The organism is Streptomyces sp. NPDC002825, assembly GCF_040295385.1.
In the GTDB taxonomy this organism is placed as follows: Bacteria; Actinomycetota; Actinomycetes; order Streptomycetales; family Streptomycetaceae; genus Streptomyces.
On the sequence record NZ_JBEOVH010000002.1, the window covers coordinates 438,837 to 463,019 of the forward strand.

Genomic DNA, 24,183 nt, shown 5'->3' on the forward strand with positions numbered 1-24,183 from the left:
GAGTACGGGCCGGTTCACATGGTTCATACTGTTCCGCCGTACCGCACGAGAACCGAGGCCGTCCCGTGCGGCCCAGGCCGGCGGAATGAGCGTGAACCGAGTGACGACAAGGACCGCGCCCGAGGAGCCCGACGGCGCCCGGACACCGCTGCGGGGCAGGGACGCCGAACTGGCGTTCATCGAGGAGCGGCTCGACGCGCTCGGCCGGGGCCGGGGCGGGATCGTCCGCGTGGAGGGCCCCGCCGGAATCGGCAGGTCCAGGATCCTCGCCGAGGCCGCGGCGGCCGCGAGGCGGCGCGGGACACGGGTCTTCGAGGGGGCGGCGGACCCCGACGACCAGTTCATACCGCTCGGTCCGCTCCTGGAAGGCGTACTCTCCGGCGAGGAACCGCTGTCGGGCGCCCAACGTCTCCGGGACCTCGCCACGACACCCGGCCAGCGGTTCTGGCTGCTTCAGGAGCTGGGGGACCGTCTGCGGGAGGCGGCTCGGAACGGACCCCTGCTCGTCGTCCTCGACGACCTCCAGTGGTGCGACGACCTGACCCTCCTCACCTTCCACACCCTCGCGGCGGGACTCTCGTCGCACCCGATCCTGTGGCTGGTCGCCGTGCGCGGCGGCAGCGTGCCGTCCGGGGTGCGCACCACCCTGGACAGGATCCGTCAGGCGGGCGCGCACGAGCTGGCCATCGCAGCCCTGGAGGACCGTGCGACCGCCCGGATCACCGAGGACGTCCTCGGCGCCCCGCCCGACCCGGACGTCCTCCGCCTCGCCCGCCGCGCCGAGGGCGTGCCCCAGCTGTTGGTCGAGCTGCTCGGCTCGCTGCGCGAGGAGGCGGTGACGATCGAGAACGGCATGGCCAGGCTGCCGGCCGGACCTCCCGCCCCCCGGCAACTCCCCTCTGTCGCGCGCCGCCTCGACCAGCTGTCCGACGAGGCGCGGGAGCTGGTGCAGACGGCGGCCGCCGTGGGCGGCACGGTCACCGTCGCGCTGCTCGCCGAACTGCTCGGCAGGTCCTCGGCAGCGCTCATCACCGCCGTACGGGAATCCCTCGACGCCGATCTGCTGGCCGAGAGCGGCGATCGCCTCGCCTTCCGCCACGAACTGATCCGCGAGGCGGTGGAAGCCGGCCTCCCCCTGCCCCTGCGTCAGGCCCTGCGCCGACAGGCCGGCACGCTGCCGCCGGGGAGAGCACCGGCCGACGCGGCGGAGGGCGAGCGGCCGGCGTCGGGGGACGCCGCCGAGGCCGACCGGCTGCGCACCGAAGCGGCGGAACTCGCGGCCACCGCACCCGGACCCGCCGCGGAACGCAGCCTCAAGGCCCTGGAACTCACGGCCGCGGCCGCACCGGAGCGGCCGCGGATCATCGCCGAGACCATCCCGCTGCTCTGGCAGACGGGCCGGGCCGTCCAGGCGCGTGAGCTGGGAGCCTCCGCCCTGGCCGCCGGCGGTCCGGGACCCGAGGACGAGGCGCTCATACGCCTCGCCCTGGCACGCCTCGCCATCCCGTTCGACTTCTCCGAGGCCGTCCGGCAGGCCCGCGCCGGGGCGGCACTGCCCGGGATCTCCGTGGCCCTGCGGGGACGACTGCTCGCCATGCTCGCCGTCGGCCTGTCGATGTCGGGCGAGCACGCGGCGGCCGAACAGGTCGCCGCGGAGGCGTGGGAGACCGCGGCGGCAGCGGGCGACCGCACCGCCGAGGCCACCCTGACGACGGTCCGCTCGGCCGTCAGCTTCCACCGCATGGACCTGACCGAGGCGTTCCGGCAGGCCGAACGGTCCGCCGCGCTGGCCGACGCCCTGGGCATCAGCACCTCGCTGTGGGTTCCGGAGGCCCTGTGGCACGCCCTCCTGGCGAACACCACCGGACGCACCGCGCAAGCCCTCGCCGTCGCGGAGGAGGGCATCCGGATCACCGGGGAGCAGGGCCGGACGGCCGCCACCCGCATGTGGCTCATGACCCGCTCCCGCATCCTCCTGGAAGCCGGACGCCTGGCGGACGCCCGGGCCGACTGCGAAGCCGCGTCCGCGACCGACGATCCCGGCCCGGGCAACCTCGCCGACGTCACGCTCCGGTACGTGATGCTGCGCGTCGCCCTCCACACCGGCGACCGGCGGACCGCACGGGCGTACGCGGCGGAGGCGAGGCGCATGCGGAGCGACGGCGCACCCGTCGTCCGGCACTTCGGCTCCTGGATGCTGGCACTGACCGCCGACGCCGAAGGCCGGCCCGACCGTGCCATGGCCGAACTCGACGAGGTGATGACCTCGCCCGCCGAGGACCGACCCGCCTACGCCGGCCTGATCGACCCCGCCGACGCCCCCGTGCTCGTCCGTCTCGCACTGCGGGCGGGCGCGCTCGAACGGGCCGCCCAGACGGTCGCCCAGGCCGAGCGGCGAGCCGCACTCAATCCGGACCTCACCTTCCTCGCCGCCACCGCCGCGCACGCCCGGGGGCTCCTCGACAACGACCTCGCCCCTCTCGCACGCGCCGTCCGGCTCTACGAGGACTGCCCCAGGGTGCTGGCCCGGGCGTCGGCCCTGGAGGACGCCGGACGCAAGCTGGCGACCACCCGAAGGTCCGAAGCGGTGCCGTACTTCGAGACGGCCCTCGCCCTCTACGCACGCTCGGGCGCCGAACGGGACGTCGCGCGGGTGCGCCGGCGCCTGCGGGCCGCCGGTGTCCGCAAGCGGCCCTCGCCGGCCGGACTCGACAGCGCATGGCCCGAGCTGACGGCCGCGGAGACACGCGTCGTACGGCTCGTGGCCGGAGGGCTGACCAACCGGCAGGCGGCCGAGCGGCTCTCCCTCTCACCGCACACGGTCGGCTCGCACCTGCGCCGGGCCTTCACCAAGCTGGACGTCACCTCGCGCACGGACCTGACCCGGCTGGTCAGGCAGCGCGACAACGGAGAGTAGTCGCTTCGTATCCCCTGTGGGTGTCGGGGCAATGGACGATTCGTGCGATGTGCCGACGCCGTCGTTTCCTCAGACTGATCAAGAACCGCGGATTGGAGGACTCCGCGGGACAGTCGATCGAGAGAGGAACAACGCATGACCGTAAGGCTCCAGCGAGCCCGCCCCGGCAGCCCCGAGCTCCAGGCACTCGTCGACGAGCTCGCGGAGCGGCTCGGCCGGTCCGTCGCCGTCGACGACCCGCTGGTCCGCATGGTCTGCACGAGCCGCCACTTCGGCGACGAGGACCCGGTGCGCATCGGCACCCTGCTGCAGGGCCGCGCCGACAACGCGGCCATCCGCTACGTCCTCGCCCAGGGCGTCACCCAGTGGCCGAGACCCGGCTTCATCGACGGCCGTGACGACCTCGGACTGCTGCCCCGGTACGTCGTGCCGCTGCGCGAGCGCGGGCATCTCCTCGGGCTGCTCGTGGTGGTCGTCCCCGAGAAGACGCTGGGGGAGGAGGAGACCCGCGCCATCGCCCGGGCCGCGGACGCCATGTCGGCCCAGATGTACGGAGAGCAGATCGCCGCCGACACCCGGAAGACCGACGAGCGGGACCTCGCCCTCGCACTCGTCGGCGCCGACGTCGCCGCACGCACCACCGCCCGTCGGCGCGGCAAGGAGACGGGGCTGATCGGCGCGGCGGAGCACGTCCTGGTCACCGTCGTCCAGCTCAGCTGCGGGACGGAGCCCGTGCGCCAGTCCGAGTCGGCCCTGTGGGCGGCGCTCGAGGGGTACCGGCAGACGCGCTCCGCCCAGGGCCTCATCGCGATCGGCAGGGAGCGGGCGCTCCTGCTCCAGCTCCGCGACCGGCCGCCGCACCCGGACGAGGTCGCCGCCCAGTCCGCCCGCATCCTCGCCGAACTCCGCACCTTCCTCGACCCGTCGGCGGACCCCGTGATCGGTGTCGGCGGCCGGCACGCCCGCCTGGACGACGCGTGGACCTCGTACGAGCAGGCGCTCGTGGCGGCCCGCGCGGCACGCCGACTGTCCTCCCTGCACAGCATCGGCGACTGGGAACTCCTCGGGGAGCTCGCCGTCCTGCTCCAGCTCCCCGAGCACGCCCTGAACGCGTCGCTGGTCCCGAAACCGCTCCGTACCCTGAGCGAGGCCCACGGCGGCGACCGGCTCCGGGACACCCTGCGCCGCTTCCTCGAACACGCGGGCTCGATCCCCAAGACCGCGGAGACGCTGGGCATCCACCGCACCTCGCTGTACTACCGCCTGCGCCAGATCCAGGAGATCACCGGACTCGACCTCGACGACGGCGCCCACCGGCTCACCCTGCACCTCGGCCTCAGGGTCGGCGAACTCCTCGACGCGGGCACCGACGGGTCCGTATGACCCCGGACCCGCTTCGACACTCGCTTCGACAAAGCGAGAAGGATCCACGGCCCGATTCCTACAGCTCGCGGTGGTGCGGGCGACGGGCCCCATTCGACGATGTACGGGACGGGCGGGGACGACGTACCGCCTCTGACCAGGGGAGAGGTCATGGAACAACTGATCACGACCGACGGCGCACGGCTCGCGTACCAGGACACCGGCGGCGACGGCGTCCCGCTGGTGATGCTGCACGGCTGGGGGCAGACGCAGGCGATGTTCCGCCACCAGATCGAGGGACTCGCGCCCGCCCGCCGGGTCGTCACCGTCGACCTGCGCGGCCACGGCCTGTCGGACAAACCGCACCACGGCTACCGCATCGCCCGGCTCTCCCGCGACGTGCTCGAACTCGTCGACCACCTCGGCCTCGACCGGTTCGACGCCCTGGGCTGGTCCATGGGCGTCTCCGTGTGGTGGAGCTTCATCGACCAGTACGGGACCGGCCGCATCCGCCGCTTCGTCGCCGTCGACCAGCCTGCGGCGGTCGCCGCCGTGCCCTGGATGACCGAGCGGGAACAGCGGGACTCCGGCGCCATCTTCGACGTGTCGGGGCTGCTCTACCTGGGCGCCGCCCTCGCGGGTCCCGAGGGCGACAGCGTCCGCGCCGAATTCGTACGCGGCATGTTCTCCGGCGAACCCGACCCCGAGGTGCTGGCCTTCGTCGCCGAGGAGATCAGGTCGACACCCGCCCACGCGGCCGTGCCGCTGCTGTTCGACCACTGCGCGCAGGACTGGCGGGACGTGCTTCCCCGGATCGATGTGCCGACCCTCGTGATCGGCTGCGAGGGAAGCCATGTGCACCCCGATTCGCAGCGCTTCGTCGCCGAGCGGATTCCCGGCGCACGCCTGCACGTCTTCGCCTCCGACGTGGCGAGCTCGCACTTCCCCTTCCTGGAGAACCCGTCGGCCTTCAACGCCGTGGTGGAGAAGTTCCTGGCCGAGGAGCCGGCGAACCGGGCGTGAGCCCGCACCCGCCCGCAGCAACCTACGGCTAGGAACCACCATGCCCCTCACACTGACGTCCCGTCCGCCCGAACGGGTGCCCCGGCAGGCGCCCGCTCCGACCGCACCCTCCTCCCGCTCGGGGTGGCTGGTCCGGATGCTCTCCGAGCTGCCGGACACGGACGACAGCAACCACGTCTACCTCGGCGTCCACGTCCGCGGAGCCGTCACCGTCGTCCGTGAGCGCGCCAGGACCCTGCTGGAGCCGAACGACCTGGTCTTCTGCGACCCTGCCCGACGGCACCGGCTGCGGTTCGGCGAGGACTGCCAGATGATCTTCTTCCGGGTGCCCCGCTGCCATCTCGGCGTCTCGGAGGCGGAACTCGACCGGGTGCTCGGCGTCCCCGTGCGCGGCGGGGAGGGCATCGGGGCGCTCGCCTCCGACTTCCTGACCGCGCTCGCCGCCAAGGCGGAGTTCCGCCGGTCCACGATCGAGGACCGGCGGGCCCGCACGGCCGTCCACCTCCTCTCCGTCCTCGTCATGGAGCTCCTGGAAGCGGACACGGACGCGGACGACGACGCGTCCGGAGCCGGCAACGAGCTGCTGTCCCGTATCCACGCCCACATCGAAGACCACCTGATGGACCCGGACCTGTCGCCGGAGTCCATCGCACGCGCCCACCACATCTCCGTCCGGTACCTGCAGAAGCTGTTCCAGAACGACGGCAGCACGGTCAGCCAGTGGGTGCGGCAGCGCAGGCTCGAGTCCTGCCGGTTCGAGCTCGGCCGCTCCACCCGCAGAATCACGATGGCCGCTCTGGCACACCGCTGGGGCTTCCGCAGCCCCTCGCACTTCAGCCGCACGTTCCGCGGGGCCTACGGCATGAGCCCCAGCGAATGGCAGGCCCTGGCGACCTCGGCCCTCGCACCGATGGCCGCCGACGCCCAGGACGAGCGACGGCGCTGAGACGCGCACGCTCCGTCATGCCCGACACCGAGAAGAGAACTCGCATGCCCCACCCCACCGTCGTCCTCGTGCACGGCGCCTTCGCCGACGCGACCGGCTGGATCGGCGTCATCGCGGAACTGCGGCGCAGCGGTATCCGGGTCATCGCCCCGCCCAACCCGCTCCGGGGCCTGGCAGCGGACGCCGCCTACCTCGCCTCCGTCCTGACGCAGGTCGAGGGTCCGGCCGTACTCGTCGGCCACTCGTACGGCGGTGCGCTGATCACCGTGGCCGGCGCCGCGGAGAACGTCGTGGGGCTCGTCTACGTGGCCGCCTACGTGCCCCATGAGGGCGAGAGCCTCGGCCAGCTCCAGGGCAGCTTCCCCGAGCCTCCGCTGACGGGCAACCTCAAGAAGTGGACCTACCCGCTCCACGACGGCGGCCCCGCGGTCGAGGTCACCATCGACGAGACGGCGTTTCCCGCCGTCTTCGCGGCGGACGTGCCCGAGGACGTCGCCGGTGTCCTGGCGGCCGCCCAACGCCCCCTCGCCACCGCCGCGTTCACCGAGACCGTGGCCGTGGCGGCATGGCGGACGAAACCGTCCTGGGCCCTGGTGGCCGGAGCCGACCGCACGATCGGCCCCGAGGTCCAGCGCTTCGGCGCCACCCGGGCCGGCGCCGTCGTCGTCGAACTCCCCGACGCCTCCCACGCCGTCACCCTCTCCGAGCCCACCAGAGTCGCCGACCTGATCAGGACCGCGGTACGGGCGACCAGCTGACCGACCTGCCGAGACGGGAAAGGGGATTCGTGTACGGGAAGAAGTCCTTCGGCGCCGTTCTGCGCGGTCTGCGGCAGCGAGGCCGTCTGACGATGGAGGAGCTGGCCGAGGCGTCGGGCGTGAGTGTCCGGGCCATCGGCGACATGGAACGGGGACGCAGCCTGGTTCCGCAGCGGCGCACGGTGGTGGCGCTGGCGGAGGGGCTCGGACTCACGGACGAGGAGCGGGAGGCGCTGCTGGCCACGGCGCGGGCTGCCCGTCCGACGCGCGCGGTCGCGGTGACGGGAACGGTCGTGCCGCCGCGATCGGTGGGGGACTTCACCGGGCGCGAACCGGAGCTGGCCCTCCTGCGGGAAGCCGCGGAACGGACCCCGGCCGGCGGAGAGGCGTCGGTATGGGTCGTCTCGGGTCCTCCGGGGTGCGGGAAGACGACGCTGGCGCTGAAGGCGGCGGCGGATCTGGCGGAGAAGTTCCCCGACGGCTGTTTCGTGGTGGACCTGCACGGGGTGGACGGCCCCGTGGACACGGACGAGGCGCTGCTGAAGCTGCTGAAGGCTCTCGGCGTGTCGGACCGCCGGCTGGCGCAGGAGGACCAGCAGGGCCGCGCGGGGCTGCTGCGAGCGCTGTTGGGCGACCGCCGGTGCCTGGTGGTGCTGGACAACGCCCGCGACGAGGGGCAGGTGCGGGCGCTGCTGCCGGCGGGCGGGTGGAGTCTGGTCCTCGTCACCAGTCGGCGGCCCCTGACCGGCCTTGAGGACGTCGACCGCCTCCCGCTGTCGGAGATGGCGCAGGACGAGGCGGTCGACCTGCTGCGCCGGATCCTGGGCGAGGAGCGCGCGGACGCGGAGGCCGGGGCCGTGGCACGGGTGGCGGAGCTGTGCGGACGGCTGCCGCTGGCCCTGCGGGTGGCGGCGAACTGGCTGACGGTGCGTTCCGGATGGACCGTCGACCACCTGGTCCGGCGCCTTGCCGACGAAGAACGCCGCCTGGGCGCGCTCGCCGCCGGTGACGTACGGGTGGAGGCGGCCTTCGAGCTGTCGTACCGTCAGCTGACCGGCCAGGCCGCGCGGATGCTGCGGCTGCTGAGTCTCGTCCCGGGCCCGGACATGACCGCGGCCTACGGCGCCGCGCTGACCGCCACCGACGTCTTCGAGGCCGAGGACGTGATGGAGGAGCTGGTCGAGGCCGGGCTGCTGCAGGCCGCGTTCACCGGCCGCTACCAGCTGCACGATCTGCTGCGGCTGTTCGGCCGCGACCGGCTGTCCCGAGAGGAGGAACCCGGCGAGCGGCAGGCGGCGGACGACCGGCTGCGCACCTGGCTGTTGGAGACGGCCGTGGTCGCCGGCCGCTGGTACAAGCCCGAGTACGGGGCGCCGCCGCCCTCCTGGCAGGGTCTGGTCCCGCTGGAGAGCGCCGAGGAGGCCCGTGCCTGGCTCCAGAGCGAAGCGCCCTCCTGGCTCGCCGCGCTGCGCGGCGCCGCCGACCGGGGCGAGCACACCCAGGTCGTGGAGACGGCCTATGCCATGGAATGGTTCTGTGACCTGTGGGTTCACTGGGGGCACTGGCCCGAGGTCTTCCGCCTGGCGGCCGAGGCCGCGACCGAGCTCGACGACCCGTACATGCGGGCGTTCCACCTCAGCTGCCTCTCCTGGGCCCTGAACAGCTGCGAGCAACGCTACGGCGAGGCCGTCGAACAGGCCGATGAGGCGCTGCGACACGCCCGCCGCGCGCAGGACGTCCACCAGCAGGTCTCGGCACTGGTGCATGCGGCGAGCGGCTACCGGCAGCTCGGCGACGCCCACCGGCTAGCCGACAGATCTCTCGCCGCCGTCGAGCTGTCGGAAGCCGCCGGCCATTACGCAGTCTGGCCCCAGGCCATGCGGCTGTACGGAGGAGCCCTGCGCTCGCTCGGCCGAGCCGAGGAAGCCGTTGCCCTGCACCGGCGCGTCATCGCCTTCCTCGATGCGCCCGACTGCCCGGTCAGCGGGCACGTCGCCGGCATCTTCCGTGCCCACACGACGCAGGCACTCGGTCTCGACTACGCCGAGCTGGGGCGGTGGCGGGAGGCCGCCGACCACCTTCGCAGCGCCCAGGTCCAGTCGAACCGCATCGGCATAGTCCACAGAGAGGCCGAACAACTGCTGCATCTGGGAGAGGCCCTGATCGAGCTCGGTGAAACCGAGGAAGCCCGATACGTCCTGCGACAGGCACTCGCCCTCGGAGACGCGGCCGACGACAAGGAGCTCAAAGCCGCGCGGAGGCTCCTGGACACGCTCTCCCCGGAATGACCGGAGGCCCTCAGCCGCAGTGCCGGTGCAGGGCCACGTGCACGGTGTCGAGGACCTGCAGGAGGGCGGCGCGGGCGGACTCCGTGTCGCGGAGCCGGTCGAGCACCAGGAAGCCGTGGATCGTCCCCTGATAGCGAAGGGACACCACCGGCACGCCGGCCGCCCGCAGCTTCGCCGCGTACGCCTCGCCCTCGTCGCGCACGACGTCGGCCTCGCTGGTGACCACGAGCGCCGGAGGGAGCCCGGCGAGCTGCTCCAGGGATGCCCTCAGCGGGGAGGCGGTGGCCCGGCTCCGCTGCCCTGCGTCGGGCAGGTACTGGTCCCAGAACCAGCGCATGGTCTCGCGGCCGAGGAAGTAGCCGTCGGCGAACTCCCGGTACGAGGGGGTGTCGAAGTCGGCGTCGGTGACCGGGCAGATCAGCACCTGCTGGAGCAGCCGCACCCCTCCGCGTTCCTTGGCGAGGAGGGTCAGCGCCGCCACCAGGTTGCCGCCCGCCGAGTCGCCCACGGCGGCCATCCGGCTGCCGTCCAGGCCGAGCTCGCCGCCCCGCTCGCCGAGCCACTTCGCGACGGCGTAGCACTGCTCGACGGCGACCGGATACCGCGCCTCGGGGGCGCGCTCGTACTCGACGAAGACCACGGCCGCGTCCGTGCCGAGGGCGAACGCGCGCACCAGACGTTCATGGGTGCCGGCGTCGCCCAGAACCCAGCCGAGACCGTGCAGGAACAGCACCACGGGGATCTCGCCGGTGCTGTCGGCCGGCCTGACCACCCGTACCCGTACGTGACCGGTCGGCCCGCCCGGCAGGGCGAACCACTCCGTGCAGACGGCCTGCTCGTCGCGAGGGTCGGGGGCGTCCGTGCCCTGGAGACGCGCGAAAGCCAGACGGGCCTGCTCCAGGTCCTGGTCGTGCGCCGACGGCGGGCAGGAGTGGTGGGACACGAACGCCCGAGTGGCATGGTCCAGGACGGTGGGAGGGGACGAAGGGACGAAGCCGGTCACACACGGTCTCCTGCCGGAGGGGCTGCAGCGAAAGGGCGGTACGGCGAGGCGTCCGGAGCAGGACCTCACCTGCCGGACGGCGGGAGGCCGGCCCCGAGCCGGTCGGCACCGGGGACACCGGCCGGGACTCCACCGAGATCTTCCCGGGCGGTACGCAGGTTGCGCCATTCACGGGGGGAGACGCCGTAGGCGGCGCGGAAGGACCGACTGAAGTGGGCCGGGCTGACGAAGCCCCACCGCTGGGCCACGGCGGACACGGTGGGGGCGGTGCTGCCGCGGCGGGCCAGTTCGCGGCCGCACTCCTCCAGGCGCCGTTGCCGGATGAGCTGTCCGACCGTGGTCTCCTCGCCCTCGAACAGCCGGTGCAGGTACCGGACGGAGATCCGGTGCTCCCGGGCGATCCGCTCCGGTGACAGATCCGGGTCGCCCAGGTTCCGGTTGATGTGGTCACGGACGCGCAGCACCAGATGGCTCGGTGCGTCCGTGTCCGTGCCGCCCGGGTGGGCCCGCTCGGTGATCAGGGTGGCGAACAGCTCGACGACGTTGCCGGCCAGCCGGTCCGCCACGGTCGGCGGGTAGCCGTCGGCGGGGGAGGAGGCCAGGGTGGCCAGGAACGGGAGCAGCATCGCGCCGAAACCGTCCCCGGTGCCGATGGCGTTGCCCGTGACCTGACGGATGTCGCTGTCCGGCACGCCCAGGGTGCGGCGCGGAAGCTGGAAGACGTGCGTGGCGAACCGCTGCGGATAGTCGAAGGAGTACGGCCGGGTCGTGTCGTACACCACCAGGTCACCCTCGCGGACCTCGGCCCGCCGGCCGTCCTGGACGAAGGTGGCCGTTCCGGATGTCTGGACACCGACCGCCACCAGCGCCTCGGACGACCTGGCGATGAGCGCCGGCGTGCGGCTGATCCGCCCCGCGTCGGCCTCCACGGTGGAGACCTGGAGATACGCGAGACGGCTGGTGGCGATCCGGCCGTCGAACGGCCCGTTGCCCCGAGGCGCGACCTCCATCGGCACCAGCGTCCTGCTCACCGCATCGTTCCAGTACGCGACCTTGTCCTGGTCCGGCACGGAGGCGGTCGTCAACACCACGCTCAATTTCGCTCCGCTCAGGGGAAGTGACTCCGACCTCGCGGGCGCGCATCCGGACCGCCTCGGCGAGGTCCGGGCTCCCGCCCGCGACGAACAGTCAAGCGGCGGACCGCTTCCGTCTCCAGGCAGAACCACAGGCAGGAATCGGCAGAACGCGACGCCGGCCGCGTGCACGGGACCGGCCGGCGTCGATGAAGCGCTGAGCAGGTGGTTCGGGGCGCTACCGCTTGTGTCCGTGCCGCACGTCCAGGCAGAGCGCCCAGACGTCGGGGTAGCTGCCGGGGAGGGCGAACCCCCGCTGTGGGTGGCCGCCGTCCAGTACGACGGGTTCGCGGTTCCGCCGCCCACCGGGGTGCCGGTGGCGTCGCCGGCCGGGCGAGACCCGCCATGAGCGGGCTCGCGGGCCGGTGGAGACCGGGTCGGCCCTCCGTTCGGTGTCCGGTCAGCCGCGCACGCGCGGCAGCGGGAACCGTTTCGCGCCGCGCCGTTCGCGGGCGAGGGTCATCTCGTCCTGCTGCGCGCGGACTCGAACGCCGCCAGCGGATCGCCCTGCGTTCGCCAGGGCCAGGCGGTGACCTTCCCGCTGATGGCGTCGAAGAGCGGAGCGGCCTCGCGCCGCTTGTTGGCAACGGTCATCGCGTAGGCGAGCAGATTGAGATCGGCCAGAGTCGCGGCATGACTGAAGAACGCCGGCTGGCACCACGTGGCCGCCGCCCGCTCCAGATACGCGGCCGTCTGCGGACTGTCCCAGTGGTTGCGGGCCAGAAGCGCTTCCGTACCACCACGGCCCACTATGCCGTGATAACGCATCACGTCAGCGGTCAGCTCGACAGCGGCACAGGGTGCGTTCGCCGGCATCCGTATCCTGACGGAGTCGATGAATTCCACCATTTGGGCAGTCGACCCCGCTTCGTCGGGGCTCAGATAGGCGAGCATGCTCAGATACGCCTCGCGATGCCATCGATCCCGCGTCAGGATCTCGTTCCAGATCGCGAAGACGTCCGAGTTCGGGTAGCGCTCCATGCGAGCCACGCCCAGCATGACGAGCCAGGGCCCGGGGTCCCGCGGGTCGAGCTCCGTCACCAGCAGGCATTTCTTCCATACGGAGGACGCGTCGGCCAAGGCCCCGGCGGTGCGCCCCCGTTCGAGTTCGGACCAGGCCTGCAGCAGCAGGGCGTCGGGGTTACGGGGGTCCCGCGTCACCCATGCGGCAGGGAGGTGCGACTCGGACAGGAATCCGGCGAGGACGGACAGACGGTGCGTCCTGCGGTCGAAGTCCTCGGGGCTCTCCTCCAGGAATCGGGCGAGCTGGGCCACGCAGATATCCGTCGTCCCGAAGGCGCTGGACCGGGTCGTCGAAATCAGACGCTTCAGGAGCTTGCCCAGCTCGACGTCGTCGAGCTCCGGGGCAAGACGGGGACGTCTGCTGCGATTTGAAAGGAATGCCATGAAGAAATACTAAGAGTGACGCAACGCAACGCAATGTTCAGGCCTGGATCGTTACCGGATGCTTGTTCGCCGGCTCGGAACCGCCCCAACGGTCGCTTCACGAGCGGCCTCGGGTCACCCGGCGCACGCGTAGGTGAAGGCGCCCTCGGCTTCGAGCGGGGTCGTCTCCGGGCGCAGGACCTGGAGACGCGCCGTGCCGTGGAACCGGCCCGGGCCGCGGACGGTCCAGCGCAGGTGCAGCGTCACCTCGTGCTCGCCGCGGCCGGCCGTACGCGTCAGGACCTCGGACCGCTGACCGTCGCTGCGCAGCCAGCGGTACGTGAACGGACCGGCGTGGCCGTCCGTGCTCACCACACCGGTCACCTCGGCGGTCTCGCCGCACGTCAACTGCCGTGGCGGGGATTCGACGTGGACCGCCGTCACCGCCGGACCCGTCGTCGGACGCAGCAGCCACACCAGCGCGAGGACCGCCGCCGCGAGGACGGCAAGGGTGCCCAGCAGACCGGCCCGGCGTCGTCGTCGGCGGCGCGGAGGGCTGGGCGCGGCGGCCGGGGACGCCCACAGGGCACGCAGCGCCTCCTCCTCGGAGCGCGGGACACCGGGTCCGAAACGCAGCACGATCTCGTCGTCGTCACCGCCTCCACCGGGCGCGGGCGCGGGCGTGAGAGGCGTGGCGGGGGCGCTGCGATGGCGCTTGCCGAGGAGGGTGCCCTGTTCGTCCGGAGCGACGTCGGCGGCGGGCGTGTCCGCCGTCGTGTCCTGCGCAGCCTCCGCGTCCTGTGCCGATTCCGTCGCGTCGGCGGGCTCCGTCGCCGGTTCGGCCAGCTCCGCCAGGGCGGCGGCCGCCGCCGTCCGCAGCGCCGTCCTGCGCAGGAAGTCCCGGGGCAGCGTCGCGCGCGCCGAGGTGAGCGTCGTCCGCGCGGCGGCGAGGCCTTCGGCCCCGGCCGTCGCGGAGCAGCGGGCGAACAGGTCGGCCGCCGGTGTGCCGGGCGCCGCCCAGGCCGTGCCGAGGGTACGGGCGAGCGCCGCCCACGCGGCGACGTCGGCGTCCTGGAGGGAGGACGGGGAGGCGCCGGCCTCCTCAGTCAGCGCCGGGGCCAGCGCGGCCTCCGTCAGCAGCGCCGTGCCGTCCTGGGCGAGGACCACCTGGTCGGGGGTGAGCGAACCGTGGGCGAGGCCGGCCGCGTGGAGGGCGAGCAGCGTCTGCGCGGTCTCGTTGAGCACGCTCGCCGCGCTGCCCTCGTCGAGTCCGGGCGCGCCCGTGGCGAGCAGGTCGGAGACGGTACGCGCCGGAGGGCGCGCGACGACCAGCCACACGTCCCCCGCCTCCCGCAGCAGGTCGACGGTGGCCGGTACGCCCGGGAGCCGCAGCTTCGCCACGGAGCGCACCGCGGCCGTGAGCCGCTCCCGCGCGCCGCTCGGCGCGAGCAGGGCGCGGTGGATCCGCAGGACGCCGAGGGGCGGTTCGTCCGCGCCGGTGGGCCCCAGCGCGTACCAGGTGCCGAACCGGCCGTCCCGCGACCAGTCCGACAGCGCGCGCCCGGCGACCGTACCGGGTGCCGGGGACGTCGGCGGAGTGCTCATCGTGCCTCGTTCTCCTGGGTGGTGGTTCAGCACGGCGGGGCGTCGGCGGAGGCCGTGCGCGTTCCGTCCGGGGACTGCGGGCTGCTGCTGACGGCGATGTTCCAGGTGCCCCGGCACGGGTGGTTCGAGAAGTCGCCCTCGAAGGTCACGGTGTACCGCGTGCCGCCCGACAGTCGACGGGACTGCGAACCGTACGGCTCCGCGGGCGAGTTGGCGTAGAAGTCCGCCGTGAGCGTCAGCGGGCCGGTGCCGGTGGTGTCGACCGTCACGTCGGCGATCAGCGTGCTGCCCGCCCCGCGGCGCAGGGAGCCGATGACGATGGTGATGGTGCCCGGCGTCGGCTCGGCCGGCGCCGTGGTGCCCGGAGGCGCGGTGGCCGGCGTCGGGGCGGTCGGGCTCGGGGTGGCGGCCGTAGGGCCCGGTCCGGGTCCGGTCGTCGTCGGCGTTCCGTCCGTGGCCGGTGCCGTCGTCGTGTCGCCCGGTGTCGGTTCGGTCGAGGGACTGCCGGACGGCGACCCGCTCGGCGCCGCGGAGCCCGAGGGCGGAAGGGACGACGCGGACGGGGCCGGTGCACCGGACGCGGGGGACCCCGACGGGACGGACTCCGCCACGGTCGTCGTCGTGTCGCCGGCCGTCCCGGCCTTCGCCACCGTCACCGCACCGGCCGCGACCACGGCCAGCACGGCCGCCCCGGCCAGCGTCCTTCCGAGGACGCCCCGCAGGCGGCCCAGGACCGTCAGCGCCGGGGTGGCCTCGTACACCGCCGCCGTCGTGGCGAACGGGAACAAGAGGGCGAGCAGCGCGGCGAGCCGTCCGAGCCTCCGGCGCCCGCGCTCCTCCCAGTCCGCGCCGTAGCCGTCCGCGGCGGCGCGTTCGAGTCCGGCGAGGAACACGTCGATGCCGGGTCGGTCCGCCGGGTCCTTCGCCAGGCCCGCCCGGACCAGGTCGCGCACCGGTTCGGGCACGCCGGCCGTCTCGACCGGTGCCCGGAGGTGCTGCAGACGCAGCGCGATCAGGTCGTCGGCGACGAACGGCTGCCGGCCGGTGAGGCACTCGTGGAACACGGCCGTCGCCGCGTACACGTCGCCGGCCGGGCTCGCCGGCTCGCCGTCCCACTGCTCGGGCGCCATGTACGCGGGCGTCCCCGCGGCCTCCGCCTCGCGGCCGGCGCGCACGGCGATGCCGAAATCGGCGAGCGCGCTCGAACCGTCGGCGCGGACCAGCACGTTCTCCGGCTTGTAGTCGCGGTGCACCACCCCGGCCGCATGGGCGGCGCCGAGCCCGAGCAGCGAGCCCTTGAGCAGCACCAGAGCGGCCTCCGGACCCGTGGCCCCGTGGGCGCGCAGCAGCTCGCGCAGGGTGACCCCGTCGACCGCCTCCATGACGATCGCCGCGCCCCGCCGGGCCTCCACGTACTCGTACAGCCGCACCACGCACGGGTGCCGCAGCTCACCGAGCAGCCTGGCCTCGGCGCGGAACCGGGCCAGGAACTCCCGGTCGCCGTGCAGCCGTTCGCTCAGGTACTTGACGGCCACGGGCACTCCCGTCGCCCCGTGACGTGCCAGGACGACCCGCCCGCCCGCGCCCCGGCCGAGCGTGCGCACGGCCTCGTACCCGGGAACCGCCCAACCGCCGTCCACCATGCGCGGGTTGGACCCACCGCCGCTGCGTACGTCGTTCGGTACGTCGCTCATGCCGTCCCCTCCACGGCCGTGCCCTCCACGACCGCCCCCTTCGCCCGGCCGCCGCCCGCCGCCGCGCGACGCCGCTTCACCAGCCGCACCAGCCACCGCACCGGCGCCGCCCACACCGGGAAAGCCACCAGGGCCACGACCACGGCCACGATCACCGTGTCCCACGGCGCTGCCACCCGCCCCTCCAGCCATTCCCCGAGCCGGGAACGCCAGGCCAGCAGGGCCAGGACCAGGAAGCCGTACGTGCCGACGACCACCGCGAGGCCGTACGCGGCCATGCCCGCCTGCCGCAGCCCCGGGCGCCGGCCCGCCCTCAGGTCCCGCCACAACCCCTTGCGGAAGTACGCGCTCGCCTCCTCGCGCAGCCGCGGCACGCGCAGCGCGTCGGTGAGCGCCTGGTAACCGTCCAATGGCATCAGCGGGTTGAAGTTGTACAGGGTGTTCAGGTACAGCCCGAAGGCCAGGTGGAACAGCACCGCCGAGACCGGCCCCACCGGGAGGAAGGCCGCGCCCACCGCGCACCAGCCCGCCAGGGCGGCCGTCGACACCGGCCCGGACAGTGCCACCACGACCCGCGACCAGCGCGTGCCGAACCACATGTCGCTGGTGTCCACGAACGCGAACGGCATCCCCATCATCAGCATGAAACCGCCCCGCCGGACCGTCCGGCCGTACGACTTCACCGCCAGGGCGTGCGCCAGTTCGTGCACCACGAGCGCCGAGATGTAGCCGGCGGTCAGCGCCACCGGTCCCCAGACGCCCGACCCGCCGAAGTCGAGGAGATGCTGTCGGCCCTGCGCCACGGCGAAGAACACCACCAGGCCGCCGAGCAGCGACAGCCATACCAGCGCCACTCCGGTACGGGTGAAGAACCGCCAGCCGCCGCCGGCGTACAGCCGGGTCACGGCCCCGTCGAGGCCCGGCACGGACACCTCGAGCCTGAGCAGCGCCCGGTACACCGCCCGCCACACCCGGCGCGGTCCCGAGGCCGCCCCTTCCTCCCGCTGCCCCGGCAGGCCGCGCAGGAGCCCGGCGTCCGCGAAGGCCGCGAGCGCGGCCTCGATCCGCGGCAGCGCCAGCTCCCCGAAGCGGTCCGCGTACGCGAAGAGCAGGTCCTGCACCGTGGCGTCGCCGTCGAGGGCGTTCCACAGGAACACCTCCCGCTCGTCGAGCCGGAGATACGCGCCGGTCCGCGTGTTGTTCAGCACCCAGTGAGGCTCCGCGCGGCCGCTCGTCGGCACCTGCTTGAGCGCCCAGCCGCCGCGGCGGCGCGGCCGCGCGGTGAGCGGGCCGTGCGCCTCGGGCGCGTCCGGCTCGGGTCCCGTACCGGACGGAAGTTCGGTGAGCTGGGTGCCGACCAGGACGGTCCGGGACCCGATCCGCGCGTCCCGCGGCTGCTCGAACACCAACCGCACGTCTCCGACGGACAGTTCGGCACCGTCGTCCAGGCGCGCCGCGCCGCCGTGCAGGGTCGCCCCGGCGACGGCCGTGCCGTTGAACGAGTCCAGGTCCTCGACCCGGAACCCCGAGGCGTCCCGGACGACGCGGGCATGACGGCGCGACACACTGCCGTCCGCCAGGACGACGTCGTTGTCCGCGCCGCGGCCCAGCGTCGTGACCTCGCCGGTCAGCGGTACGAGGAGGCCGGGGTCGTCGAGGCCGCGCAGCCGGGGCGCGGCGAAGGACGTCGGAGCCGCGCCGCGGCGCAGGGTGCCGCAGCGCAGGCAGTACGGGAAGTCGCGCCGTACGTGCACGCGACAGGCATGGCAGAGCATTCCGTCGGTCCCGATGTCTCAGGAACCGGCGGCGAAGGAACCGCCGGACAGGCCGCCGGGCGTGTCGTGGCCGGGCCCGGCGGTGTGCAGACGGCCGGCGCCGCCGAGCCGGTCGAGGCCGGGACGGATCAGGCCGCCGCCCGCGCCCTCGGTGTCGGGAGCGGGAGTCCCGTGGCGCCCGCCGCCACGACCGCCCTGGTCCTGCCCGTCGCCGCCGCCGTCGCCGCCGCCGTCGCCGCCTCCGGAGCCGCCGCTGCCGGGCCGGCGCCCGTTCTCGCTGCTGCTGCCCTCGCCGCCGCCACCTTCGCCGCCGTCGCCGCCTCCGGAGCCGCCGCTGCCGGGCCGGCGCCCGTTCTCGCTGCTGCTTCCGTCGCCGCCTCCGCCGTCACCGCCGCCTTCACCCCCGCCGCCACCTCCGCCGCCGCCTTCGCCTCCACCGGAGCCGCCGCCGGGCCGACGGCCGTTCTCGCTGCTGCTGCCCTCGCCGCCGCCGTCGCCACCACCACCCTCGCCGCCGCCCCCTCCGCCGCCTTCGCCGCCTCCCGATCCGCCGCCGGGCCGGCGCCCGTTTTCGCTGCTGCTTCCGTCGCCGCCACCGCCACCGCCGGAGTCGCCTCCGCCGCCCTCGCCGCCGCCTCCGGAGCCGCCGCCGGGCCGGCGGCCGTTCTCACTGCTGCTTCCATCGCCGCCACCGCCACCGCCGGAGTCGCCTCCGCCGCCTTCGCCGCCCCCGGAGCCTCCGCCGTCTTCGCCGCGCTCGTAGATGCCGCCGTGCCCGAAACTTCCGGCACCGTCCCCGTCGCGGCCGCCGCCGAATCCGTCGCCTCCGCCGCCGAAGCCGTCGCCGAACCCGCCGCCGCCACCGTCGCGGCCGCCACCGAAACCGCCGCCGAATCCGTCGCCGCCTCCGTGACCGTCGCCGAATCCGTCCCCGAATCCGCCTCCGTGGCCGTCTCCGAATCCGCCTCCGTGACCGTCGCCGAATCCGTCCCCGAATCCGCCTCCGTGGCCGTCTCCGAATCCGCCGCCGAATCCGTCGCCGAGCCCGCCTCCGTGGCCGTCCCCGAATCCACCGCCGTGGCCGCCGAGTCCGTCCTCGCCGAAGCCTGCGTCTCCGTCACCGAAGGAGCCGAAGTCCCCGGCTCCGCCGAAGTCCCCGGCCCCGCCGAAGTCGCCGAAGTCACCGGATTCGCCCAGGCCTCCCGCGTCGCCGATGTCGCCCGGCGTGCCGAGCCCTCCGAGGTCGCCGAGGAGGGAGCCGCCGTCGGCGACCGGTGTGTCGGTGAGGGCGTCTCCCATCAGGCCGGCGACGTCGGTCGCCGTCGCGTCGAGCGCGCCGGCCGCGTCACGGTAGTCGCCCAGGGCCTCCGTCGTGTCCTGTGGACCGCTGTCGACCGGCACGTCGTGGGCGGCCAGGGCGTGGGCCGCGTTGCCGAAGAACAGCGACGACTTGGACAGCCGCGCGTCGAGGGCGGCGGGCCCCTCGGCCGTACCGGACTCGACGCGGAGCCGGCGCAGCTCGGTGACCTGCTCGGGCGTCAGGCCGAGTCTGCGCGCCACCTCGGCGGGGTCGCCGTCGAGTTGCTCCGCGAACGCGGGATCGACCGCCAGACGGGTCATGGCATCGCGAAAGGCGTCGTTGTCGGTCATGGCCTCACGTCTCCGTCGGTACGCGTGCGCGCACGGTGCTCCCGGCGGGAAGTGGAGGGTCCCCCTGGTCGGTGGCATGGATGCCTTTCCGGCCATCCCAACCGATGCCTACACGGAACCTTATAGAGGCTTTCGGCCACCGGACGCAAGGGTTCAGGGGGCTCAGGAGGGGACGAACCCCCTGCCGTCGATCCGCCCGGAAATCGAGTTTCGGCCAGCACGGATCACCGGTCCGAAGCGGCTCACCCGTGGCGCATCAGGCGTTGGACGAGCCGGAGCCCGAGGTCGTCGAACGGCGGCTGTGCCAGGCGGAGGGTGTCGGGACCCAGCGGCTTGTGCAGGACGGGCTTGAGGTGGGAGAAGGTGCGCCAGGAGTACGTACCGTGGTAGGCGCCCGTACCGCTCCCGCCGACGCCGCCGAACGGCAGTCCCGTCGTCGCGACGTGCACGAGTCCCGCGTCGTGGACCACCGCGCCGGACGAGGTGCTCCGTTCGAACAGCCGGCGGGTACGGGCGGAGGAGCTGAACACGTACAGGGCGAGGGGCTTGTCCCAGGCGTTGACCACCTCCACGGCCTCCTCGGCGGAGGCGACGGGGACGATCGGCAGGATCGGCCCGAAGATCTCCTCGCGCAGTACGGGATGCGCCGCGTCCGGGCCGACGACCGGCCGGCCGGTGCCGGCGGGAACCGTCACGACCGTGGGAGCGAGGTAGCGCTCCGCCCGGTCGCGCTCGCCGCCGACGGCCACGTCCGCCCCGTCGAGGAGGCCGACGAGACGGTCGTATTGCCGCTCGTTGACGATGCGTCCGTAGTCCTGGGCGGTACGGGGATCGGGGCCCCACAGGTCCTTGACCGCCCTCTCCAGCGCGGCGACGAGCGCCGGGACCCGGTCCGGCGTGGTCATCGCGTAGTCCGGGGCGACGCACGTCTGGCCGGCGTTGGTGAACTTCGCCCACGCCAGACGGCGGGCGGCCCGGTGGAGACGGGCGTCGTCGTCGAACCACACCGGGGACTTCCCGCCGAGCTCCAGCGTCACCGGAGTCAGGTGCTCGGCCGCCGCGCGCAGCACGATGCGGCCCACGGTCCCACTGCCCGTGAACACGATGTGGTCGAACTTCTGCGCGAGCAGCTCGGTGGTCTCCGGCACGCCACCCTCGACGACGCGCGCCACGCCGTCCGGGAAGTAGCGGGGCACGAGCCGGGCCATCAGCTCCGAGGTCGCCGGTGCCAGCTCGCTCGGCTTGAGCACCGCCGTGTTCCCCGTGGCGAGCACGCCGACCAGCGGGGAGAGCAGGACCTGCACCGGGTAGTTCCACGCGGACATCACGAGCACCACACCGAGCGGCTCGGACACCAGCCGGGCGCGCGCCGGCCACAGCGCCAGGGGAACGGGACCGCGCTTCGGCCGCGCCCACCCCCGCAGCCGCCGCAAGGTGTGGTTGATCTCCGCGAGCACCACGCTGATCTCGGTGAGCTGCGCCTCCGCCCGGCCCTTGTGGAGGTCGCTCCACAGGGCGGCCTCGAACGCGGCCTCGTTCTCGGTGACCATCGCGCGCAGCGCGTGCAGGGAGCGGACGCGGGCGGTCAGGGGGCGGGTCGCGCCGGAGTCGAAGATCCGCCGCGCCCCGGCCACCGCGCCGGGGATCCGGGTGGCGGAGGGGAGGAGCCGGTCGGTTGTCGTCGTGGGCATGGAGTCACACACCTCAATACGAAACGAAAGCTTTTCGTTTACTGTAGCGGAAGGTCGCCCGACCGATGGGAGAGAATCGATCCATGACGACGAGGGACGAGGCCGCGCTCAAGGGACGACCGAAGGACCCGCGCGTCGACGCGGCCCTGATCGACGCGGCGATCGAGGTCCTCAAGGAGTCGGGCTGGGCCGCCTTCACCACCACGGCCGTGGCCCGGCGCGCCGGCGCCTCGACCGCCTCCCTCTACCGCCGCTGGCCCTCGAAGCAGGCGCTCGCCGGCGCCGTGGCCCGACACATCGCCCTCGACGAACTCAGCGGCATCGACACCGGCTCCCTGGAAGGCGACCTCAGGGAGTTCCTCGCGCGCAAGCAGCGCGTTCTGGGCTCCTCCACCGGCCCCGCACTGCTGTCGCTGATGGGCCAGGCCGCGCACGACGCGGAGCTGCGCCGGATCCTCCACGACGACGTGTACCTGGTGGTCCGCGAGCAGCTCGACACGCTCATCGCCCAGGCCGTCCGCCGTGGCGAACTGGGTCAGGGGGCGGGGCCCGAACAGCTCAACGTCCTGACCCTGGTCCTGATCGGCACCGTCGCGGCCCGCTCGGTCTTCCTCCCCACCCCCGAGGAGCCCCCCGCCTCCCTGCAGACCCCGGCGTCCCTGGAGACCCCCGGCCCCGTGGAGCCCCCCGCTGCCGCGTCCGCCTTCGTCGAGGCCGAACTCCAGCTGCTCCTCGCCGCACTGGACCGGGCGAGTTCCCCCGGCGCCGACCACGCGACGCGCTGAGCGGCCCAGCGGCCTGCCGCCCGCGGAGTGACCCCGCGTCAAGAAGGCGTGAGGACAGCGGGGTCCGGCGCCAAGAACGCGCCAGGAGGGGCGGGAGCCGGCGGACCCGGGGGACACCCTGAGCGGACCTGAGTACGAAGGAGCTCACCCCCATGTCCGCTCTGACCACCGAGAACCGCGCCACGCCCGCCGTCGAGGAGCCCCCTGATTCGGGCCGCCACCAGTTGACGGCCGTCACCGGCCTCGCCGCGCTGTCGCTCGACGCGATGGCCTCCGTGGCGTACGGCCCCGAGGCCGTCGTCCTCGTCCTCGCGGCCGCCGGCGGACACGGACTCGGGTTCACCCTGCCCGTCACGCTGGCCATCGCCGCGCTGCTGGCCGTGCTCGTGGCCTCGTACCGGCACGTCATCGCCGCCTTCCCGGACGGCGGCGGATCGTACGCGGTGGCCAAGGCGCACCTCGGCCGCCGCACCAGCCTCGTCGCGGCCGGCTCGCTCGTCCTCGACTACGTCCTCAACGTCGCCGTGGCCGTCACCGCCGGCGTCGCCGCCCTCACCTCCGCCTTCCCCGGCCTGTACGGCGACCGCCTGTGGATCTGCCTGGCGGTGCTCGTGCTCATCACGGCAGTGAACCTCCGGGGCATCGTCGACTCCGCGCGCGCCTTCATCCTCCCCACGGCCGTCTTCATCGGCGCGATCCTCGTCCTGATCGTCGTCGGCCTGTTCCGCGACGCCCCCGTCTCCACGGCCGCGTCCGCAGGCCACGCCTCCGTCCTCGCCGGCAACGCCACCACCGTGGGCGCCCTCCTCCTGCTCAAGGCCTTCGCCTCCGGCTGCTCGGCGCTCACCGGCGTGGAGGCCATAGCCAACGCGGTGCCGTCCTTCCGCGCCCCCGCAGCCCGGCGCGCCATGCGCGCCGAGGTCGCTCTCGGCGCGCTGCTCGGCGTGATGCTGATCGGCCTGTCCGTACTGATCTCCCGCTTCGGCCTCCAGCCGGTCGAGGGCGTCACCGTCCTCGCCCAGCTCGCCGACGCCTCCCTCGGCCACAACGGGGCCTTCTACGTCCTCCAGTTCGCCACCATGGTGCTGCTCGCCCTCTCCGCGAACACCTCCTTCGGCGGACTGCCCGTCCTGCTGAAACTCCTCGCCCGCGACAACCACCTGCCGCACGTCTTCGGCCTCAAGGCCGACCGCCAGGTCCACCGCCACGGCGTCGTCTGGCTCGCCGTCGTCTCGGCCGCCCTCCTCGTCTTCTCCGGCGGAGAGACCAACACCCTCGTCCCGCTCTTCGCGATCGGCGTCTTCGTCGGCTTCACGATCGCCCAGACCGGCATGGTCCTGCACTGGCGGGCCACCCGGCAGTGGGGCAAGGCCGCGCTCAACGGCCTCGGCGCCCTGCTCGCCGGGGTCTCCGCGATCGTCGTCACCGCCACCAAGTTCCACGACGGCGCCTGGCTGATCGTCATCGCCCTGCCCCTGCTCGTGGTCCTCTTCGAGACCGTCCACCGCGCGTACGGCCGGATCGGCGAGCGTCTCGGCGTCGGCCGCGTCCCCGAACCCCCGCACCGCGAACGCTCCCTCGTCCTCGTCCCCGTCTCCTCCCTCACCCGCCTCACCAGCGAGGCCCTCACCGCGGCCGTCTCCCTCGGCGACGAGGTCCGCGCGCTCACCGTCTGCCACCCGGACCCCGAGGACCTGGCGGCCACCGAGGCCCTCGAACGGGACTGGGCCCTGTGGAACCCGGGCGTCCCCCTCGTGCGGCTCCCCTCCGCACGGCGCTCCCTCGGCCGGCCCATCACCGCCTACGTACGCGACCTGGGGGCGACCGAACCGGGCACCCGGGTCACGGTCCTCATCCCGGAGGCCGAACCCGAACGGCTCTGGCAGCGCGCGCTGCAGAACCAGCGGGGCGCGGTCGTCGCCCACGCCGTCCGCCGCGACACGAACGCCGTCGTGTGCCGGCTCCGCTTCCGCTGCTGACGGAACTCCGTACCCCCGCCGCCGGAGGCACACCTGTGGCCGCCGACCCGGTTGCCCGGGCGGCGGCCGTGGCGGCCGTGCACGGCTCGGGTCACTTCGGGTCCCGGTTGAACACCGCCTTGGACCAGAAGTAGCCGAGGGCGGCGAGGGCGAGGCACCAGGCGAGGGCGAGCCAGCCGTTGTGGCCG

16 protein-coding genes and 1 pseudogene are annotated in these 24,183 nt (G+C 73.7%); 8 read left to right on the forward strand and 9 right to left on the reverse strand.

The window, feature by feature from the left end; translation table 11 throughout:
* Window positions 1–85 precede the first annotated feature (85 nt).
* From ABT041_RS04450 to ABT041_RS04475, 6 genes are all read left to right on the forward strand, one after another.
* Window positions 86–2,917, forward strand: a complete 2,832-nt coding sequence (locus tag ABT041_RS04450; RefSeq protein WP_351178767.1) for an ATP-binding protein — start codon at window positions 86–88, stop codon at window positions 2,915–2,917.
* A 135-nt stretch (window positions 2,918–3,052) separates the two neighbouring features.
* Window positions 3,053–4,300, forward strand: a complete 1,248-nt coding sequence (locus ABT041_RS04455) for a PucR family transcriptional regulator (protein WP_351178770.1) — start codon at window positions 3,053–3,055, stop codon at window positions 4,298–4,300.
* Between the two features lie 150 nt (window positions 4,301–4,450).
* Window positions 4,451–5,302, forward strand: a complete 852-nt coding sequence (locus ABT041_RS04460; RefSeq protein ID WP_351178773.1) for an alpha/beta fold hydrolase — start codon at window positions 4,451–4,453, stop codon at window positions 5,300–5,302.
* A gap of 40 nt (window positions 5,303–5,342) precedes the next feature.
* Window positions 5,343–6,248: a helix-turn-helix domain-containing protein gene (locus ABT041_RS04465; RefSeq protein ID WP_351178776.1), complete on the forward strand. Its 906-nt coding sequence runs from the start codon at window positions 5,343–5,345 to the stop codon at window positions 6,246–6,248.
* Window positions 6,249–6,292: 44 nt separating this feature from the next.
* Window positions 6,293–7,006, forward strand: a complete 714-nt coding sequence (locus ABT041_RS04470) for an alpha/beta fold hydrolase (protein ID WP_351178779.1) — start codon at window positions 6,293–6,295, stop codon at window positions 7,004–7,006.
* A 29-nt stretch (window positions 7,007–7,035) separates the two neighbouring features.
* The gene (locus ABT041_RS04475; protein WP_351178782.1) at window positions 7,036–9,294 is read left to right on the forward strand and encodes an ATP-binding protein; all 2,259 of its coding nucleotides are present in this window, start codon (window positions 7,036–7,038) and stop codon (window positions 9,292–9,294) included.
* 10 nt (window positions 9,295–9,304) lie between these two features.
* Here the strand turns inward: ABT041_RS04475 and ABT041_RS04480 are convergent, their stop codons facing one another.
* The 8 genes from ABT041_RS04480 to ABT041_RS04515 all read right to left on the reverse strand — a co-directional run bounded on the left by ABT041_RS04480 (window position 9,305) and on the right by ABT041_RS04515 (window position 21,231).
* Window positions 9,305–10,297 (reverse strand): alpha/beta hydrolase, encoded by a 993-nt coding sequence (locus ABT041_RS04480; protein WP_351178785.1) that lies wholly within the window; start codon window positions 10,295–10,297, stop codon window positions 9,305–9,307.
* A 65-nt stretch (window positions 10,298–10,362) separates the two neighbouring features.
* Window positions 10,363–11,394 carry an AraC-like ligand-binding domain-containing protein gene (locus tag ABT041_RS04485; RefSeq protein ID WP_502976360.1) on the reverse strand — a complete coding sequence of 344 codons (1,032 nt, stop codon included), beginning with the start codon at window positions 11,392–11,394 and terminating at the stop codon, window positions 10,363–10,365.
* A 495-nt stretch (window positions 11,395–11,889) separates the two neighbouring features.
* Window positions 11,890–12,837, reverse strand: a complete 948-nt coding sequence (locus tag ABT041_RS04490) for a tetratricopeptide repeat protein (protein ID WP_351178788.1) — start codon at window positions 12,835–12,837, stop codon at window positions 11,890–11,892.
* 114 nt (window positions 12,838–12,951) lie between these two features.
* Window positions 12,952–14,421 carry a protein kinase family protein gene (locus ABT041_RS04495; RefSeq protein ID WP_351178791.1) on the reverse strand — a complete coding sequence of 490 codons (1,470 nt, stop codon included), beginning with the start codon at window positions 14,419–14,421 and terminating at the stop codon, window positions 12,952–12,954.
* A gap of 26 nt (window positions 14,422–14,447) precedes the next feature.
* Window positions 14,448–16,115 (reverse strand): serine/threonine-protein kinase, encoded by a 1,668-nt coding sequence (locus ABT041_RS04500; RefSeq protein WP_351178794.1) that lies wholly within the window; start codon window positions 16,113–16,115, stop codon window positions 14,448–14,450.
* Entirely contained in the window at window positions 16,112–17,869 is a 1,758-nt protein-coding gene (locus ABT041_RS04505) for an FHA domain-containing protein (protein WP_351178797.1), read from the reverse strand. The genes ABT041_RS04500 and ABT041_RS04505 overlap by 4 nt, the downstream gene beginning before the upstream one ends.
* A 39-nt stretch (window positions 17,870–17,908) precedes the next feature.
* Window positions 17,909–19,540: a hypothetical protein gene (locus ABT041_RS04510; protein WP_351178800.1), complete on the reverse strand. Its 1,632-nt coding sequence runs from the start codon at window positions 19,538–19,540 to the stop codon at window positions 17,909–17,911.
* A gap of 242 nt (window positions 19,541–19,782) precedes the next feature.
* Window positions 19,783–21,231, reverse strand: a complete 1,449-nt coding sequence (locus tag ABT041_RS04515) for an aldehyde dehydrogenase family protein (protein WP_351178803.1) — start codon at window positions 21,229–21,231, stop codon at window positions 19,783–19,785.
* A gap of 83 nt (window positions 21,232–21,314) precedes the next feature.
* Here ABT041_RS04515 and ABT041_RS04520 point away from each other — a divergent pair, with 83 nt between their 5' ends.
* Window positions 21,315–22,016: a TetR/AcrR family transcriptional regulator gene (locus ABT041_RS04520; protein ID WP_351178806.1), complete on the forward strand. Its 702-nt coding sequence runs from the start codon at window positions 21,315–21,317 to the stop codon at window positions 22,014–22,016.
* A gap of 152 nt (window positions 22,017–22,168) precedes the next feature.
* Window positions 22,169–23,995 carry an APC family permease gene (locus ABT041_RS04525; protein ID WP_351178809.1) on the forward strand — a complete coding sequence of 609 codons (1,827 nt, stop codon included), beginning with the start codon at window positions 22,169–22,171 and terminating at the stop codon, window positions 23,993–23,995.
* Window positions 23,996–24,086: 91 nt separating this feature from the next.
* Here ABT041_RS04525 and ABT041_RS04530 read toward each other — a convergent pair.
* Window positions 24,087–24,183 (reverse strand): annotated as a pseudogene (locus ABT041_RS04530) (ABC transporter permease); the annotation flags it as partial.